The organism is Nocardia tenerifensis NBRC 101015, assembly GCF_000308715.1.
Lineage (GTDB): Bacteria > Actinomycetota > Actinomycetes > Mycobacteriales > Mycobacteriaceae > Nocardia > Nocardia tenerifensis.
Genome location: NZ_BAGH01000309.1, coordinates 13,895 through 30,625 on the forward strand (window position 1 = coordinate 13,895; position 16,731 = coordinate 30,625).

General features: G+C 67.5%; 11 protein-coding genes and 1 tRNA gene. 5 read left to right on the forward strand and 7 right to left on the reverse strand.

Translation table 11 applies throughout. From position 1 onward, the window contains the following. Nucleotides 1-105: 105 nt before the first annotated feature. Entirely contained in the window at nucleotides 106-897 is a 792-nt protein-coding gene (locus ON39_RS24545; protein ID WP_051187001.1) for a DUF222 domain-containing protein, read from the reverse strand. A 122-nt stretch (nucleotides 898-1,019) separates the two neighbouring features. Here ON39_RS24545 and ON39_RS24550 point away from each other — a divergent pair. Next, nucleotides 1,020-1,092, forward strand: a tRNA-Ala gene (locus ON39_RS24550). 450 nt (nucleotides 1,093-1,542) lie between these two features. On the opposite strand, the gene ON39_RS24555 is transcribed toward ON39_RS24550, so the two are convergent. Next, on the reverse strand, nucleotides 1,543-2,796 hold the full coding sequence (locus ON39_RS24555; RefSeq protein ID WP_040737871.1) for a PucR family transcriptional regulator: 1,254 nt from the start codon (nucleotides 2,794-2,796) through the stop codon (nucleotides 1,543-1,545). Nucleotides 2,797-3,034: 238 nt separating this feature from the next. On the opposite strand from ON39_RS24555, the gene ON39_RS24560 reads away from it, so the two are divergent. Both ON39_RS24560 and ON39_RS46110 read left to right on the forward strand, forming a co-directional pair. After that, nucleotides 3,035-3,865, forward strand: coding sequence for a MerR family transcriptional regulator (locus ON39_RS24560; RefSeq protein WP_063713392.1), 831 nt, complete (start codon nucleotides 3,035-3,037; stop codon nucleotides 3,863-3,865). Nucleotides 3,866-5,117: 1,252 nt separating this feature from the next. Next, on the forward strand, nucleotides 5,118-5,990 hold the full coding sequence (locus tag ON39_RS46110) for an IclR family transcriptional regulator (RefSeq protein WP_051187003.1): 873 nt from the start codon (nucleotides 5,118-5,120) through the stop codon (nucleotides 5,988-5,990). Here ON39_RS46110 and ON39_RS48990 read toward each other — a convergent pair. The 5 genes from ON39_RS48990 to ON39_RS24585 all read right to left on the reverse strand — a co-directional run bounded on the left by ON39_RS48990 (nucleotide 5,936) and on the right by ON39_RS24585 (nucleotide 14,190). Then, entirely contained in the window at nucleotides 5,936-6,208 is a 273-nt protein-coding gene (locus ON39_RS48990) for a hypothetical protein (protein WP_110293442.1), read from the reverse strand. The two genes, ON39_RS46110 and ON39_RS48990, sit on opposite strands and share 55 nt — an antisense overlap. Nucleotides 6,209-6,216: 8 nt before the next feature. After that, a complete protein-coding gene (locus tag ON39_RS24570; RefSeq protein WP_146251054.1) occupies nucleotides 6,217-6,462 on the reverse strand; it encodes a hypothetical protein in 246 nt (81 codons plus the stop codon). Between the two features lie 84 nt (nucleotides 6,463-6,546). Next, nucleotides 6,547-7,020, reverse strand: coding sequence for an acyl-CoA thioesterase (locus tag ON39_RS24575; protein ID WP_051187004.1), 474 nt, complete (start codon nucleotides 7,018-7,020; stop codon nucleotides 6,547-6,549). Next, the gene (locus tag ON39_RS46115) at nucleotides 6,998-12,766 is read right to left on the reverse strand and encodes an SDR family oxidoreductase (RefSeq protein ID WP_051187005.1); all 5,769 of its coding nucleotides are present in this window, start codon (nucleotides 12,764-12,766) and stop codon (nucleotides 6,998-7,000) included. The genes ON39_RS24575 and ON39_RS46115 overlap by 23 nt, the downstream gene beginning before the upstream one ends. Before the next feature lie 14 nt (nucleotides 12,767-12,780). Beyond that, nucleotides 12,781-14,190 (reverse strand): acyltransferase domain-containing protein, encoded by a 1,410-nt coding sequence (locus ON39_RS24585; RefSeq protein WP_051187006.1) that lies wholly within the window; start codon nucleotides 14,188-14,190, stop codon nucleotides 12,781-12,783. A 203-nt stretch (nucleotides 14,191-14,393) separates the two neighbouring features. On the opposite strand from ON39_RS24585, the gene ON39_RS24590 reads away from it, so the two are divergent. After that, nucleotides 14,394-14,792, forward strand: a complete 399-nt coding sequence (locus tag ON39_RS24590; protein ID WP_040737873.1) for an ester cyclase — start codon at nucleotides 14,394-14,396, stop codon at nucleotides 14,790-14,792. A gap of 46 nt (nucleotides 14,793-14,838) precedes the next feature. Further along, a complete protein-coding gene (locus ON39_RS24595; RefSeq protein ID WP_146251053.1) occupies nucleotides 14,839-16,338 on the forward strand; it encodes an ABC1 kinase family protein in 1,500 nt (499 codons plus the stop codon). Nucleotides 16,339-16,731 lie beyond the last annotated feature (393 nt).

Below are 16,731 nucleotides of genomic sequence, written 5' to 3' on the forward strand. Positions count from 1 at the left end.
GCATCGTGCATCCCGGAAACCGGCACATCCCGTCCAGCGCACGCACTTCCCGTTCCGTGTGCGTAACCTGTTCTGCGGCAAGCTCATCGGCGGATCGTTCCGGAATTACCTGGAACCGAGCATGTTCCGCGCGATCAGCCGGGCCAGCGCGGCGTCGATCGGCCCGTACCCGGCTAGAAACGCGGGCGCATCCCGCATCCCGAGCAACGTGTCAGCCGGAATTCCGATCTGAATCAGCGGCCGCCGCGGCGTCTCGCCCCCCGCACCTCCCTTCGGACATCGCACGCGCCCACACCCGCACCGCAACCGCCCGGACCCGTCGGCCAGCGCCACCAGCGCGTCGGCCCGCCGCTGCGGCATCGTCCGCGGATCCGACGCGCACACCTGCAGACTCATCTCCCGCAACCGCATCGCCACCGTCTGCGCTCCCGCGGCGGGCAGCAGTCCGTCGAACACCGCCATGCTGTCCTGCATCGCCCGAATCCGGACGTCCCGATCCTCCTGACGCCGCTCCCGCCGCCGCTGCGCCCCAACGGGATCCAGCCGCGCCACCCATCGCCGCGCCGCCTGCCGCAGCCGCACCGGCGTCGTCCGCGCCGCGGTCGCCAGCAGGCGCGGCTCCAACTCGTCGAGCACCTCCCGCGCCACCGCACGCGTGTTGTCGATGATCACCCGCACCCTCGCCAGATCGATCCGCCCCGCCGCGAACTCACCCGCCCGCACCTCCCCCACCTCCGCACTCGACGCAAGACGCCGGCGATACAACTCCCGCACCGCGAACACCTCCGCCGCCTGCGCCATCGCCGAAGCCCCATGCGCAGTCCGAAGGGCGTCCCTCAGCCCCTCATCGCTCATGGCCTGAAAATCCAGCACCGAGAGATCGCATCCTTCGAACATGCGTTCGATTCTACGACCGTCCGCCCCTCCCCGCTACCCCCGTTTCAAGCCGATTTGGTCGCCGCCACACCCGTGGTGTAACTTCGTTCAGGCAGTCAGGGAAACCTGAAAGCAACCCACTCGGGGCTATGGCGCAGCTGGTAGCGCACCACACTGGCAGTGTGGGGGTCAGGGGTTCGAGTCCCCTTAGCTCCACTTTCTAATCAGGTCAGGCCCGGCAATGCCGGGCCTGACCTGTTTTGTGGAATCGGACGATCCCCATTCTTCGATCCCCATTCGCCTATAGCGAAAGTTTGTGCAGGCCAATGGCTTACTTGGTCACCGTAGCAAGATCACGACAGGTGTCGTGTACCTGATCGCGGATTGCGTCCTCAACATCCGGGCGAACATCGGCCGTTGCTGGGTCGGCGCGACTGCGGAACGCACTCCGAGGGTGTCATCGTGAAAGGGCTGTCAGAGTCGAGGGTTCGAGTACACAGTGCCCCTTCGGAAGCAGCCGAGCGGATTCCCGTTTTGATGACGGGTCCTGGCCGTGGACCATGTTCAACTGCCGAAGCTGCTTCGGCCAGTCGCCCATAAAACGATGAGAGCGAGCACAAGTCGAACTGCTTGTGCTGCCCCGCTATTCGAATTTCGAGACATCGTTCAGCCGCAGCGGGCCGTGGTGGCGGGTTCGGTTTCGTAGGCGTGGGCGATGAGAGCGGACTGCAGATGCCATAGGCCGTCGGAGCGGGAGGGGTCCAGGCCGGTGTATTTGGCGATGCGTCGCAGTCGGTAGTCGAGGGTGTTGGCGTGGATATGCAGGGTGGCGGCGGTGCGGTGACGGTGATGGTTGTTGGCTATGTACAGCGCCAGGGTGTGCAGCAGTTCGGGCTGGGACCGCAGCGGGTCCAGCAGTGCGCTCAGGCGTTGACGGGCTGGGCCGGGGCGGGTGATCTGGTATTCCAGGGCCAGATCCGTGAATCGGTAGAGACCAGGGGGCCGATTCAGGCGCTGGACGAGGTCGAGCAGTTCGTGCGCGCGGTGCGCGGCGTCGGGGATTTCGTGGCGTGGGGAGTGGACCATGGCGGCCAGTAGCGGGGCACGGGCGGCGCTTCGCAGGCACTCGAACAACTCCACGGCGGCGGAATCGTCGAGTCGCTCCTCGGGAATCAGTACGGTGCCACCGGATTCGCTGAGTAGGCCCAGTGGCGCGTCCGGGTGGATGGCGAGCTCGGTGCGCAAACGGCGCAAACGACGGCGAGCTTCCAGGCGATCCGGCGAGGGTCCGGCGGGCTGCTCCGGCGAGCCGGGGACGGCGAGAGCGAGCACGAGGTAACCGGTCGCGTCCGGAAAGCCGCTCTCGCGTGCCATCGCGGCGGTGCTCGATCCCGCGATCAACGCGGCGGCCATGATCTCGGCGGCGGCGTGCCGCTGGGTGGCGTCGGCCCGGATCTCGCGCAGGTAGGCGCGGGTGAATGTGGTGATGACGCGGTCGAGGACCTCGGCGAGGCGTTGGCTGGCCACTACCATCGCCCGGCTGTCGGCGCTGGTGGCGCGCCGGGACAGCAGATCGAGCACGAACCGGAACCCGAGATGGGTGGCGTGCTGCACGGTCTCCAGCGCCACACCCTCCGCGGCCCAGTCCTCCATCTTTGTGCGCAGCGTCGATGGGATCTCGCCCGGCGGTCGGCCCTGCAAGGCTTGCGCGACCAGACCCAGACATCCCGCCACCACTTCAGCGGCTTCCCGCCGTACCACTCCGCACGGCAACTTTGGCGACGGGGCCACATCGTCGGCAACACCGGTCACATGGTCGAGTAACCGATGGGACAGCCGCGGATAGCGGCGCAGATGCAAGACCGCCGCGATCCCGGCGATCTCGAGTTCCTGGATTACACCAGGGGCGCTTGTCGACATTGACTTCAACCTCCGGACCACAACACTGATCGGAATCCGTGCGCCGACTCTTCCGGCACAGCTCGATCATGTCAGTGGACACTGTAACCGTAGGTGACACTTAACACAAACAGTGTCCAGTTTTCCCCGGCTCGCTCTTCTACTTGATCTTTACGGCCTGTCTCGACCAGCATCTGCTGAGACAGTTGAGTTACGATTCAGGAAATCACCGCGGCCGGGCGAGCGGGAGAAGGATGCGATGACGGGACTCACCCAGGAGTACCGGGTGGCGGAACTGGCCGAAGCGGCCGGTGTGGGGGTCCGCACGGTGCGCTACTACCAGGAGCGAGGTCTGCTCGCCCCACCACGCCGGCAGGGCCGCCACGCCCTCTACAACCACACCCATCTCGAGCGGTTGACCCTGATCGCGGATCTGCTGGGCCGCGGCCACAGCCTCGAAGGCATCGCCGACCTGCTGACCAGCGCCGAGCAAGGTGGCGGCGTCTCGGAACTGCTCGGCTTCGAAACCGTGGCCTCGGTGGCGTGGGGCGATGAAGAAGTCACCATCGACCTCGAGGAAATGCTGACCCGATTCGGTGAACAGGCCACCCCACAGGCCATCGCCGAAGCGGTCGAACTGGGATTCCTGCGGATCGAGGACGACCACTTCGTCTACTCCAGCGGCCGCCTGCTCGAGGCCGCCACCGCTTTCGTCGCCGCGGGTATCCCGTTGCGCACCGTGCTCGCGCTGAGCTGGGAACTGCAAGCATCCTTCGATCGGATGGCCTTCGCCTTCGTCCAGGAATTCCGGACCCACCTACTCGGACGCGTCCTCGAACACCCCTCGCCCGAGCAACTGCATCAACTCGCGACATCGCTCGCCGAACTTCGCCCGGTCGTGCACCAAGTCGCCGACGAACTGTTCGCCCGCGCGATGGACCGCCGCATCCACGCGGACCTACCCGAAGTATCCGAACAACTCAGCCGAGCAACCAACGCCAACCCGACCACAGGCCTCGAGAGCAGACCACCTAAGACATCCACAACCAACCACAGCCAACCAACCTTTACTGAACCTCCAAGTGGATAGACCCGTATGAACAACAAGATGATTCGTTGTCCATCTGCCCCGGCAAGAGCAGCGAGACCGGACGCCGCAGGATCATCCGCAATTGCCGCATACCGCGTGTTCGACAACTTTGCCCGAACGTCTTCGTAATCCCCGGATAATGGTCTGTTCTCCGGGGTAACCCCCGCAGTGGTGCCACGGGGATGCGCTGCGGCGCAACACGAACCGGCCCCGTTCTCCGGGGCAAGCCAGGCGAAGGCAGGGGCGTGGCGGCGAAGGTGACCCGGCTACCCACCCCGCCGGCGCGAACTCTGCGCTGCGCGGCCGAGCGTTCTGCGACACCATCGGATCGCCCAACACCCGCCGCGCCTACGGCATCGCGATCGTCAAGACCGTCGACGCCCTCGACCGGCCCGGACGGGCTGATCGGACGCTCGCGCGCCCTGGACTCGGTCACCGACGCCGAGATCGGCGCGGCGCTGGAATCACTGTGGGGCGCTTCGGCGGTGATCACCTGGAACTCCCGCCGCGCCGCAGTCGGCAAATGGCTGCACTGGTGCGCCGAACAGGGTTGGGACGCACCGAAACTGCCCGCCTCGGCCGCACGGTCGACCCCGCCGGACTCCGCGCTCGCGCACCGCGATCGACCGCCTCATCTGCCACCGCGAAGATCCACGTCCGGGAGAAGACGTTCTGGCGCATGCTCTACGAAACATACGCTCGCGCAGAAGAACTGCTCCAACTCAACATCGAGAACCTGGACCAGACGGTCCGATGCGCCCGAGTGAAGTCCAAGGGCACCAAACCCCGCCCGCCGGAGCCAGCCTGCTCGAACTCATGGCGAAATCCCGGCATCGCAAGGCCGAGAATCAGCTACTGACATTCATATGCGATGGAAGCAGTGGGCGCCGAGTGTGACATGACTCGGGCACAGCGCTGGGTTTCGAGACGAATACGATCACAGAAGGTGGTCGGCGTCCTGGCGCACTGATCAACGTGGCTGAACCTGGGAACCGCTGGCGTACAATATGTCCGGACACGGTGCTGCTGATCATTGTTGGCGCACAGCCGGTTTCAGATCGGCAATCGGTGGAGCAACTTTTGGGAACACGAAACACCGTCTGACACAAAATGTTTGGCGACGATCACTACGAATCCCAAGCGGCCTGGAGACGGCGGAATCGACACCTCGGTGCAGGCCTGGTGCTTATCATCAAGGGATCAGAGCGCCCGTCGCGGCGGCTCGCGGATTTCCGTCGTAAGGGGTTCGAGGGTGAGCGAAAACGTATTTCAATGTACCGAGAAGACTCTTGTCCTTTTGGAGGGATTCACCTCCCACGCCGGGACGCCGGTGGGAGTGGTCGAGTTGTCGCGAGAAGTCGGCTTGGCGAAGTCGACCACACATCGCATATTGAAGGTACTCGAGCGGTTCGAGTTGGTTGAACCGTGGAACGGGAAGTACGCCTTGTCCTCCCGGCTCGCCGTGCTCGGGGATTTCGCGTGTGCGCGAAAACCGGCGTCCCTCCGGACACACCTGCAGCCGTGGCTGCAGGATCTGCACACCGCCACGAATCTCATCGCCAGGGCAAGCGTGCTCTACGGGAGCGATGTCGTATGCATCGCCACCTCGCATGATCACCGCTCGCTCGATATGGCGCTCGGCCTCGACGACCGCGCTCGCTCCGACACCACGGCGGCGGGGCGGGTTCTGCTCGCCTATTCCTCCACGCGCTTGCAGGACCGGATCGCGCGGACCGTCCATAAGACCCCGGGCATCGTCGCGACCGGCAGCGTGGATTTCCACTATGAATTGGCCCGCATCCGCTCGCACGGCTGGGCCTGGAGCAGGGAGGGAATCCAGCGGGAGTTGCTGTCGGTGGGGTCAGCGGTAGTAGACGAGGACGGTCGGGCCGTCGCCGCGCTCACCGTAACGACGCGCTGGGAATCCCACACCCCGGAGGGCCTCGCCCCGGCTGTCGTCTCCGTCGCCGCCGCGGCATCCAAAGCGGGATATGCCGACCAGCGAGAAGCGATCCAGTCGGTCAGCGGTGGTTCGCCTCGGCGCGCGCGAGCACCGGGGCGAACCACCGGTCACCTGACGCCCCACGGCAGGTCGAGCGCGCCTGGGACCGGTCCGAGAACGTAGCCTCGTGGGCCATCGCCGGACAGGGCAACGCCGAGAGCGTCGGCGAAGACCTGGACCGTGCAGTCCACGCCGGTGCCGCGCGCGCTCACTCGGAACCGGCTCCCGATGCGTAACCCTTCGGCCAGCTCCTCGAGGTGGACCGTAGCCCCGGTGTCCGCCTCGCTGAGGGTGCCGTCGGATTCGCGTTCGAGTCGGCGGCGCGACCGCGACGTTGGCATGCGGCGCTTTACTCCTGCCCGGCGGGCTGCTCGGTGCGCGAGATCCGGTCGAGCCGGCGACTCATCTCCTGCAGGGTCTCGCGCAGTTCGTCCAGGTCTCTGTCGTCGTGGCGTGCCGTCCGTTCGGAATGGAAGCGCTTCTCCTCATCGTCGCGGTCCAGCAGATCATCGATGAATTCCTTGGTGTCGTCGACGAGGTCGCCGAAGTAGTCGGTGAAGCTCACGCGGCGGCGGCGTCTGTTCCTGGTCGTCATGATTTGGCCTCCTCAGGCTTGTCGTGGTCGGATTTGTGCGGTCGGAAAAGGGGTGGATCGCGCGCGCGGCGGCCGATGGGGGCTTCACCCGAGTGCGACATGGGCTCGGCGCGTGTCGAGGTCGTACTCGGCGGCGAAGGACAGAAACCACTTCGGCCAGGCGGCCGGTTTCAACTCATCGTCGGGGCTGCCAGGCCGGTGCCGCATCACCGCGACCGTTTGGCGGCCGCGGGCGACGAGTTTCTCGCCGTCCGGCGTGCGGCGGAGGTATTCGAATATCAGCTCCACGGTGTTGAAACGCACCGGACCGAAGGTCATCCGGATCAGTACCTGATCCAGCAGCCGGAGGTCGTCGAGATATTCGCACGCGCAAGACGCGGTCACCATCAGGAGGCCGCGGCGCATATCGTCCTGCAGTTGCGGCCCGTATCCTGCCAGGCACCGCTCGCGGCATTCGCCCTGCCAGAACACATACGAGGCGAAGTAGACGTTGCCGATCGCGTTGGTGTCCGCCAGCGTGATGATTTTTTCCAGCTCATACGGTTTGGACGACGTCATGGGCGTGAGTCTCCTTGGAGTGTGGCGTGGGGGGCGGGCTCGACTCAGCTGTCAGCACCGACAACGGCACCTCGGCCACGACCGAGCCGGTGACGTGATGGAGTTCGGCGACCACCTGTCCGTCCGGGGCGATGGCCAGGCACACGTCGTGCTCGGCGAAATAGACGAGTTCGAGTCCCAGGGGGTAGCGGCGCATCAGCTCGACGTCGTTGCCGCGGATCGGCTGATATACCGCGCCGATCCGGCGCGGCACCTTGATCGGCACGTGGCCATCCGTGGTGAGCTCGAGCGCGCTCAACTGCCCCATGGCGTCGATGAGCGTCACTGTGTCCGAGACGACGCCGAACAGTTCGGCCGGGTCGGTCCGCGAGATCCATCGGCCGGTATTGGCGGCCGAGTGCAACCGGATATCGAACAGCGTGTCGAGCACACCGGTGATCTGCACCGGTGATTCGGCCGCCGCGTACGGGTTCTGGATCAGTCGCACCGCCGAGCTCAGATCCGGCGTAGCCCACGGCCGCAGCACGGTCCGCTCCTCACCCGCGCGGGTGACTATCGTGACGGATCCGTGGTGCCGATCCTTGCGTAGCACCCGTCCCCTGGCGTCCATCAGATCGGACGTGATCGACACCCGTACGCGGTGCTCGTCCTGAGGCGCGAGGTGCAGGGCGAACACGGGCTCCGCGCGGGCGAGGTCGGCGAACATGAACTCGGAGAGCTCCATGTCCTCCGCTTTCGTCGTGCTCCCCGGTGCTTCCCGGAACCGCTCGGTGAGGGCGGTGGCCAATGCCGAGAACAGGGCCGCCGGGACGATGCTGTGCCCTCGGTACACATGCTCGAGCAGGTGCTGGTCACGCCGGGGATCGGGCCGGTAGCTCCATCTCGTGGGATCGTCACCGTGTTCGACCGGGGGCGGTGCTCCCGCCCGGAGCACGTCCGGAGGGGCTGTCGCGGTGGAGAGCAGCCCGGACAGCAGGGTGCGCTCGGCGGTGCCGACGTAGACCGACACGGCCTCTGGATGCGCCCCCGCGGTGAGTTCGGCGGCGAAGTGCCGGACTCCTTCCGCTGTGGACATCCCGCTCAGCGCCCCGCGCCGCGTGATCGCCTTGCGCAGTGCGGGTTCGGCGCCCATGCCGACGTCGCGCCAGAGGCTCCAGCACACCGCCGTCTCGTCCCGGCCACCCACTGTTCGGGCGCGTCGCGCTGACGACACCAGGAACTCGTTCGCGGGTGCGTAATCCACCTCCCCGTCCCCGCCGAGCAGCGCCGCCAGGGAGCCGAAGCTGTGCCAGCGCCGGGGCGGGTCGTCGGCCATGGCGCGCTTCAGATTGGTATAGCCGAGGACCTTTACGTCACGGACCTCGCGGAACTGCGCCAACGTCTTCGACGAAAGTCGGCCTGCGTGATTGCGGCCGGCGCCGTGCACCACGACATCGATCCGGCCGTCCTCGGTACGGATCCGGGCCACCAGGGCCGCCACATCGACGTCGTTGCGGAGATCGCAGGAGACGTACCGGATCCGATCGGGTCCGGCCAGTCGCCGCATCCGCCGCAGGTTCGCCAGGGCCTCCCTGCTGTGCCATAGGTCGTCGAATCGCCGCATCAGCACCGGGATGCGCGTCGTGGTGTCGGTCATTCGCCACATCGACAGATACTTGGCCCGCAGTAACATCTCCTGCTCGTTCGTCGCGGTCGTGATGTCCTCGGGCACCTCGTCGAGTTCGACGCTGCCGACCAACCACAGCTTCGCCTTGGTCCGTTCGGCAAGTAGGCACATCGACTCCGCCGTGACCCCGCGCGCCCCGCCGGTCGCCAGCACGACACGGTGGTCGTCGGACAGCAGATCCCGGGCCGGGGTGGGTAGAGGAGCTGCCCGCAGGCACTCGACATGCCGTCGGCCGGACCGGTAGCGCACGACGGTGCGGGTACGGCTGGTCCGCGACTCGCGCGCCCACTCGTCCAAGGCCGTGTCCAAGCCGCCGTCGGACACCACGGCCAGCACCGGCGCGCCACCGAGTTCCCAGGCCAGCGAACGGGCCATTCCGGTGAACAGCGCGAGGTTCGGATGGATGTCGAAGTTCAGCAGGCGATCGAGCAGGACCATGCCGACCGAGCCCTGCGTGGCCCGTTCACCGACTCTGGCGAGGAGGAGGAAAGCCAAGTCCTGCAAGCGAAGCAACGCCGGTGCGGGCGCGGAGTCCGTCTCGGCAGGGTCGGGGGCTCGGGTCACGACCCGCACGTGCGGCTGGGCCGCAGCCAAGTCGTCGAGCAGGTCACCGATCGAGTCGGCGTCGACGAGTTCAGGCACGCGCCGGACACTTTCCGGCACCCGCACGCCCTCGGTCGACACCAGGATTCCGCCTGCCCGGTCGACGGGGTCGGCCAGCTCGCGGGCCAGCTCGTCGGAGTCGGTCAGGACGATGCCGTTGGGCGGGAGCGCCGGGAGTCCGGCGTTCGCGGCGGGCTCGTCCTCGCGACGGATCTTCACCACATGCCGGACCGCGACGTCGGTGCAGGCCGGGACTTCTTCCTCGACCCGCCGCATGACGACCGTGGGGTGGATCGCGCCGCCGGGCAAGCGCAGGGCTGGCATTCCGGTGCACAACCCGCTAACCAGCGCGACGGCGCCGTCCGCACCGACATACGTCGGCTCGTCACCCGCAGAACCCCACTGTGCGGCCGGGATGGCTGTGTCCTCGTCGCGGAGGCCGGTATCGATTCGAGCCAGCACCGGCCAACCGCGTTCGCGGGCGGTGGCGGCGCGACTCAGCATGAGCAGGAACGCGCCCTCGGCGACGTTGCCCGCCGGTCGGCCCGCGGCGTCCGCTCCCGACCACGTGCTGTTGCCATTGATGCCCAGCACGAGCGCCACGTCGAGTTCACCGAAACGCAGGTACTGCGCGGCGATATGCAGGCCGGCATTGGTCGAAGCGCGGCCCGCGCTCGTGGTGAGGCAGGCACCGTGCAGGTCGAAGCGGTTGGCGACGCGGGACGGAATGACATTGGTGAGCAGGCCCGGCATGGTCTCGTCGTTCGCTGGGGGGATGCGCTCGCGCAGGTCGGCCAGCGCGCCGTCGAACGTCCGCCAGGCATCGGCCGCCACCGGGTCACCGGAGCCGCGCAGCACGCGTTCCACCGAACTGGCGGTCACCCGCAGGGTGTAGTCGACCAGCGATCGGGGCGGCCCGCTGTGTGCCGCGATCACTCCGGTGCGCTCACGCAGCTCGGCCCACAATTCGCCGTGCTCGGCGATGAACGCGTGCGTCGCGCTGACCGCCATGAGCTGGCACCGGTCGATCGTCCGGGCCGTGACCGGCGGCAGCGGCAACTCCCGCAACGGCGGTGCTGGATAAAGCGATCCGAACGAGCGCTCCGGCGCCGGGCCGGTGCCGGTCAGCCAGTTCCGGACGTCGTCGTGGGTGAAGCCGCCCGGCAGATGACTGCTCCAGCCGACGAGCACGATCTCCTCGGCGCTCGGCTCCGGGGCGGATCGGATCGGGTTCTCCGGCGCGGGTGTCGTGTCGCGGACGAGCAGGTGCGCGTTGGTGCCGCCGAACCCGAACCCGGAGACGGCGGCCGTGCGCGGTCTCGATCCGGCGGGCCACTCGTGCCGTTCACGGGGGACTCGGACGCGGGTGGAGTCGATGCCGGGCGGCAGGGCGGTGAAGTAGGGCTGTCCCGGAATCTCATTGTGCCGCATTGCATTCAGCGTATGGATCAGCGAGAGCGCACCTGCGGCCCAGCCGCCGTGCCCGACGACCGCCTTGTTCGACGTGCAGAGCACACCGTCGCCGGAGGCGAGTTCGGCGATCGTCGACAGCTCGACCTGGTCGCCGACCGGCGTCCCGGTGCCGTGCCCGACGATCCAGTCGACCTGTCCGGAATCGACCGCGTTGACCGCGCGGGCCCGGGTGAGCGCCAGTCGCTGCCCACCCGCGTCGGGCGCCGCGATCGCCTTGCCGCGCCCGTCGGATGAGCTGCCGAAACCGGTGAGCAGCCCGAAAATCGGGTCACCGTCCCGTTGGGCCTGCCGGAGCCGTTTGAGCACCACGACGCCCGCGCACTCGCAGAACAGCACGCCGTCCGCGGCCACGTCGAAGGCGCGCACCTGTCCGCTGGTCGACAGTCCGCGCAGCTTGGCGAACAGGACCAGGTCCCGTCGTGCGCCGGAGTTGACCCCACCGCAGTAGGCGATGTCGCAGTCACCGGTCAGCAGGTCCTTCACCCCGAGATCCACCGCGTAGACCGATGAGGCGCAGGCCGTGTCCAGGATCAGCCGCACGGTGTCGTCCGGGAGGATACCGGCGACGGCCCGCCGCAGTACGTCCTCCGGCAGCGTCGCCGCGAGGGTGCTGTTCGCGGCGGGAAAGTGCTTGTCCAGCAACGGTTCGAGTCGATCGGCGCACCCGGCTCCGGCAAGCACCGCCGACTTGATCACGGTCTCCTCGAGGGCGCGGATGCCGCCGGGCCAGGCGCCCAGATAACAAGCCTGCCGATAGCCCGGCCGCTCGCGGACGTTCTCCCGCGCCTGGAGGATGCTGTGCCGCAACCAGGGCACCGCGCCGTCGCTCTCGCAGATCGAACCCGCGGCGATTTCGGCCGCGAGCCGGGGATGCGGGACGAAGTCATTGATGCTCCCATAGACCTTGCAATAGCCGCGGTCCTCGGCTCGTAGGTCGGGCGAGTAGATGCCCTCCACGTCGAACGATGAGGGTTCGGCGAACTGGTGCTCGCCGCGCAGCAGCAGGTCGTGAAATTCTTCCGGGTCATTGGCCCCGGGGACCGCCAGCCCCATGCCCACGACCGCGACGATCCCGTCGGGGTCGCCCCAGGCGTCCTCGTCGAGCTCCGGTTTCCCGGCGGCTTCGGCTACCGGTCCGGCGTGGTGGCCGTTCGCCTCCGGCCCGGCGAGCGGACGCAGTCCGACCCGCACGCCCGGCGTGCGCTCCGTCCACGCGGGCGGACGACCGTCGGGGATGGTGAGCACCCGCTGCCCGAGGGTGATCCCGCCGTCCACCACCAGCGTCTGCCCGGTGATCGACGCCGCGCGCGGCGAGGCCAGGAAGACGACCGCGTCGGCGAGGTCCTGCTCCGATGGGCGCCGCAACGGGGTGGCCGCCTCGCACATGCGCTGGACCTCACGAGCTTGCGGAAACGCGTCGGCCACAGGGTTGTCCAGCAGCGACCCGGACGCGGTGTTCACCCGGATGCCGGCAAGGCCGAGTTCCGCGGCGAAGTAGCGCGTGAGGGCCTCGACGGCGGCCTTGGACGACCCGACCACAGCGTAGGCGCCGACGGCGTACATCGACCCGATCGACGACAGATTGACGATGGCCTTGCCGTTCCCGGCCTCCAGCAGCGGCACGGCGTACTCCGTGCACCAGCGCACGCCGTGCACATTGGTGCGGTAGGTCTTCTCCCACTCCAGATCGGTGAGTTCGTCCAGGTTCCGCAACACGCCCTGTGCGGCGTTATTGACGAGGACGTCGAGACGTCCGTGCCGCTCCCTGATCACGGCGAACATCTCCCGCACGGCCTCACGTTTGGCGACCGAGGCGCGAACGGCCTCGGCTGACCCGCCCGCGGCGCGGATCATGTCCACGGTCTCGGCCGCGGCCTCGGCGGAGTGGAAGTAGTCGATGATGACGTGTGCGCCGCGCCGCGCGAACTCCAAGGCCGTCACCCTGCCCATGTTGCGGCCGCCGCCGGTGATGAGAACGATGCGATCGGCGAACTCCTGGTCCATGTCGCTCCGTTCGTTCACGCGGCTGCGACGGCGTCGTCGTGCAGCTTGCGCAGGTAGGCGGCCAGGTCTGGCAGCGTGGGGAACAGGCCAGGCCGGATGTCCGAGTCCGGAGTGGGCAGGTCGTAGCGGTCCAGGACCGTGGTTAGCAGCTCTATCTGCTTGACCGAGGAAATGCCAAGGTCCGCTTCCAGATCGACCTCATCGGTCAGCACGTCCAGCGGATAACCGAGCGTTTCGGCGAAGATCTGCCGCAGTTCGTCGGTGAGGACCTCGATCTCGGGTAGCGTGCCGTTCGTCGTGATCACCGCCTCCGTCTGGTCCGCTTCGGCGGGCGCGGGTGCGGGCGTAGACGCGAGGGCAGACGGAGCCGCAGGGGCGGGTGCGACAGCGGGCGAGGTCGAGAGGCTGGGAGCGGTCGCGGGTGCGGGCACGCCCTTGGGGAATGCGGCAACGGGTAGCGGCTCGGATGCGGCCGCGGAACCGTCGAAGAACGCGCGCAGTCCGGCCCGGTCCACCCGGCGGGCGAGCGGTGCGATGAACTCGACGGAGTCGGGGACGGACAACCGGCTCAGATCGATCAGCGTCGATTTGGCCCCGCACTCGACGAACCGCTCCACCCCCTCGGCCAGGACCTCCGACACCGCCGCACGGAATCGCACCGGCCGCACGAGGTGATCGCGCAACACAGCCCGTGCGTCGGCGGTGGACTCGACCGCCCGGCCCAGGATCGGGGAGAACACCGCAGTGTGCCCGATCAGCGGATCCGTCCCGTCGACCGCCGGGCGCAGCAGTTCGGTGACGCCCGCGAGCAGCGGCCCATGGAACGGGTAGGGCGCACGCAGCCGCACCGCGTCGATATCCATCGCGGCGAGGATCTTCTGCACGGTCGCCAGCCCGTCTTCGGCGGCGGACAGCACGGTCTGTCCCGGCGCATTGTCGGCCGCCAGCGCGGCCGAGCCGTCGCCCAGCACGGCGACCAGCCCCGTCGCGCGACGCACACCGAGTCGTGTCGCAAGCAGTCCCCCTGGCGGCGAACTCTCCCGGAGATGGGTCTCGCGCTCGCAGAGCAGACGAAAACCGTCCTCGAAGGACAGCCACCCACCGGCCACCAGCGCTGCGATCTCCCCTTGGCTGTGCCCGACCAGCACGTCGGGCCGCTGTCTTTCGGCACGCAGCAGCCGGTGCAGCGCCACGGAGGTGGTGAAGATCGCCAGCGCCACCGTCGGCGGTGGAGGCGATTGCCCTTCCCGCCGCAGTCCGTCCCCGTCGATGAGCGCGGACCGGATACCGCGGTGGCCGTAGCCGGAGGCGATCGCGTCGGCTTCACGCAGCGTCTCGGACACCGAACTCTCGTCCGCGAGGTGGCGCAGGATACCCGGCACGAACGAACCCTGGCCTGGAAAGAGAAAAGCGGTCTTCACCATAGTCGACAGAACCTTCTCGATAGGCGGGAAAAGGCGATGAACTCATTTGATACCGTCGCGCCGATAATCCCGTCGTGTCAATGCGCGTCCCGCCGGATGGACCGCGCGCCCGAACGTTCCACTGCATGGAACCCCGGTTGACCGGCGTTTCGTCGTGCGGTTAGCTTCGATAAAGGTCGATTCCGCGGATCGAGGGAAGCCGAATGAGCGCCAAAGAGCAGCATTTGCGTTTCGTCGAGGAAATATGGCTCGAGCACAATTTCGATATCGTGCACGAGGTTGTCCACGACAATTTCTCGGCACACGATCCGATCGCCGGTGAAGTACACGGCCCGGCCGAATTCAAGCTGTTCCTGCAATTGATGCTGACCTCGTTCCCGGATCAGAGCATGGAAGTTCGCGCGGTCATTCAGGAGGGAGATCGGACGGCATTGCGCTGGTTCAGCGCCGGAACCCACACCGAGAACGAGCTGTTCGGCATCGAGCCCGCCGGCAAGCGATTCTCCATCGACGGTCTGACCTTCATCGATTGGCGGCACGACCGGATGGCCGAACTGTGGTTCGCCTACGACCTCCACCACGTGATCCAGCAGCTCGGATGAGCGCTTCCGCGGCCCAATCCGACTCCCGGACCGGACGCTGACAACCGTGGGGGAACACAGGGCGCGCCGATTGGCCGCCACCCTCGCGCGGCTGGCCGTCCGCGAGGCACGCCACTCGGTGACCAGCGACGCCGACCAGCGGGCATTGCTGCGCGCCCGGGAAATCCGCGCGGCGTTCGAACAGCTCGGCCCCCTCTACATCAAGGTCGGCCAGATGCTGTCCACCAGACCAGATTTCGTCTCGCCCACCACCATGGACGAACTGGGCAAACTCCATGACCAGGTGCCGCCGACCCCGTTCACGGAGTTCGAGCCCGTCCTCGAGGCGGAGATGGGCCGGCGCTGGCGGCACTACTTCCGCCACATCGACGTCGACCGCCCGCTCGGCTCGGCCTCACTGGCTCAGGTGTACCGGGTGTGGCTCACCGACGGCCGGCCCGCCGCCCTCAAGATCCAGCGTCCCGGCATCCGGCCGCTGATCCGGTCCGATATGGCGCTGCTGCGCCGAGCCGCGCGCCTGGTGGCCGCGGCACGTCCGCAGTTCAATGCCGTGGCCGATCTGGGCGCGATGATGGGTCTGATCTTCGAATCCGTCGTCGATGAGCTGGATTTCACCGTCGAGGCCAGCAACATGGATGTCGGCCGCGCGCAAGCGCGAGAGTTCGGCCTGTTGCACGTGCCCGAGGTCCTACTGGCCACACCGGGAGTGTTGTTGCAGGACATGGCCGCCGGGGGCTCGATCCGCGATGTCCCCGCAGCCGAGTTCGACGAGGAGGAACGCGCCGCCATCGCCCACGACCTCTTGGCCTTCATGTACCACAGCTACTTCGTAGGGCGAACGTTCCACGCCGACCCGCACCCGGGCAACATCTTCATCGAACCCGGCCTGGGCGCCTACCTGCTCGACTGGGGAATGGTCGGCAGGCTGGACCGCCCGACGAGCCTGAAGCTGGCCCTCGCGCTGATCAACGTCGCGCAGAACGACGGCGAGGGCGCGGCCAAGGCGTGGGTGGAGATGGGCATGCTCACGGAGTGGGCCGACGTCGGCGGCTTCATCGGCGACGTATCCACCCTGGTCCCCAAGGTGGCGACGGCCTCGCTGGAGCACCTCAACTTCGGCATCGTCCTGACCACACTGCTCCGGCACTCCACCAATCGCGGCATCAAGATCAGCCCGGTGATCCCGATGCTGGGCAAGTCCTTCGCCAACATGGAGGGTTCCATCCGCTGCCTGGCCCCCGAACTCGGCGCCGCCGGGGTACTACGCGCCGAACTGTCCGACATCGTGGTCGACCTGACCTGCGAGGTGCTGTCCAACACCTACCTCGCCCGCAACATGGTCGAACTGCTGCTCACCGCGAACAGCAGCTACAGCCAGACCCGGACGATCCTGGGCCAGCTGAGCACCCGGGAGCTCCAGTTCCCGATAGAGACGACCAAACGTCGCACTCCCCATGTCCCCGGTGCCCAGGCCGTCCCCGCACTGCTGGCCGGACTGGGCGGCGGATGGCTGTGGCACCGCTGGCGCCGCGGGGATCGGAGGTGAGCAAGCCGGTCGCGGAATCACCGTGCTCGATTGCATTCAGCGGCAGGGCAGCCCGATCTCCGACAACCGGAGCCTTCGCACCCCTGAACCTACGCGAATCCGACCCCCGGCCGTCGCCGACCCACGCGGCACAAATCCACGGCGATCAGCGAATCCATCCCGACTCCGGCGGTCACGTTCGACACGCTGTGCGATCGCGCCTCTCGAAGTGATCGTATAGGTCTGAAAGCTGCACTCGTAGGCACGGTATGCCCCGGCGATTGCCGCAGGCATCCCGGCAGGGTCTCCGCGCGCACCGTTGGCCTCAGCTTTCCGAAGCGCCATCAACGCACACAGTCGCGGTCCCTCTCCTGAGCGCTGCTCGCGACGCCGCCTGAGCATATGCACGGCCAA

What these genes read in the sequence shown, in the direction of transcription:
- ON39_RS24545 (WP_051187001.1), bottom strand. Translation starts at nt 897, where the DNA reads ATGTTCGAAGGATGCGATCTCTCGGTGCTGGATTTTCAGGCCATGAGC.
- ON39_RS24555 (WP_040737871.1), bottom strand. Translation starts at nt 2,796, where the DNA reads ATGTCGACAAGCGCCCCTGGTGTAATCCAGGAACTCGAGATCGCCGGG.
- ON39_RS24560 (WP_063713392.1), top strand. Translation starts at nt 3,035, where the DNA reads ATGACGGGACTCACCCAGGAGTACCGGGTGGCGGAACTGGCCGAAGCG.
- ON39_RS48990 (WP_110293442.1), bottom strand. Translation starts at nt 6,208, where the DNA reads ATGCCAACGTCGCGGTCGCGCCGCCGACTCGAACGCGAATCCGACGGC.
- ON39_RS24570 (WP_146251054.1), bottom strand. Translation starts at nt 6,462, where the DNA reads ATGACGACCAGGAACAGACGCCGCCGCCGCGTGAGCTTCACCGACTAC.
- ON39_RS24575 (WP_051187004.1), bottom strand. Translation starts at nt 7,020, where the DNA reads ATGACGTCGTCCAAACCGTATGAGCTGGAAAAAATCATCACGCTGGCG.
- ON39_RS46115 (WP_051187005.1), bottom strand. Translation starts at nt 12,766, where the DNA reads ATGGACCAGGAGTTCGCCGATCGCATCGTTCTCATCACCGGCGGCGGC.
- ON39_RS24585 (WP_051187006.1), bottom strand. Translation starts at nt 14,190, where the DNA reads ATGGTGAAGACCGCTTTTCTCTTTCCAGGCCAGGGTTCGTTCGTGCCG.
- ON39_RS24590 (WP_040737873.1), top strand. Translation starts at nt 14,394, where the DNA reads ATGAGCGCCAAAGAGCAGCATTTGCGTTTCGTCGAGGAAATATGGCTC.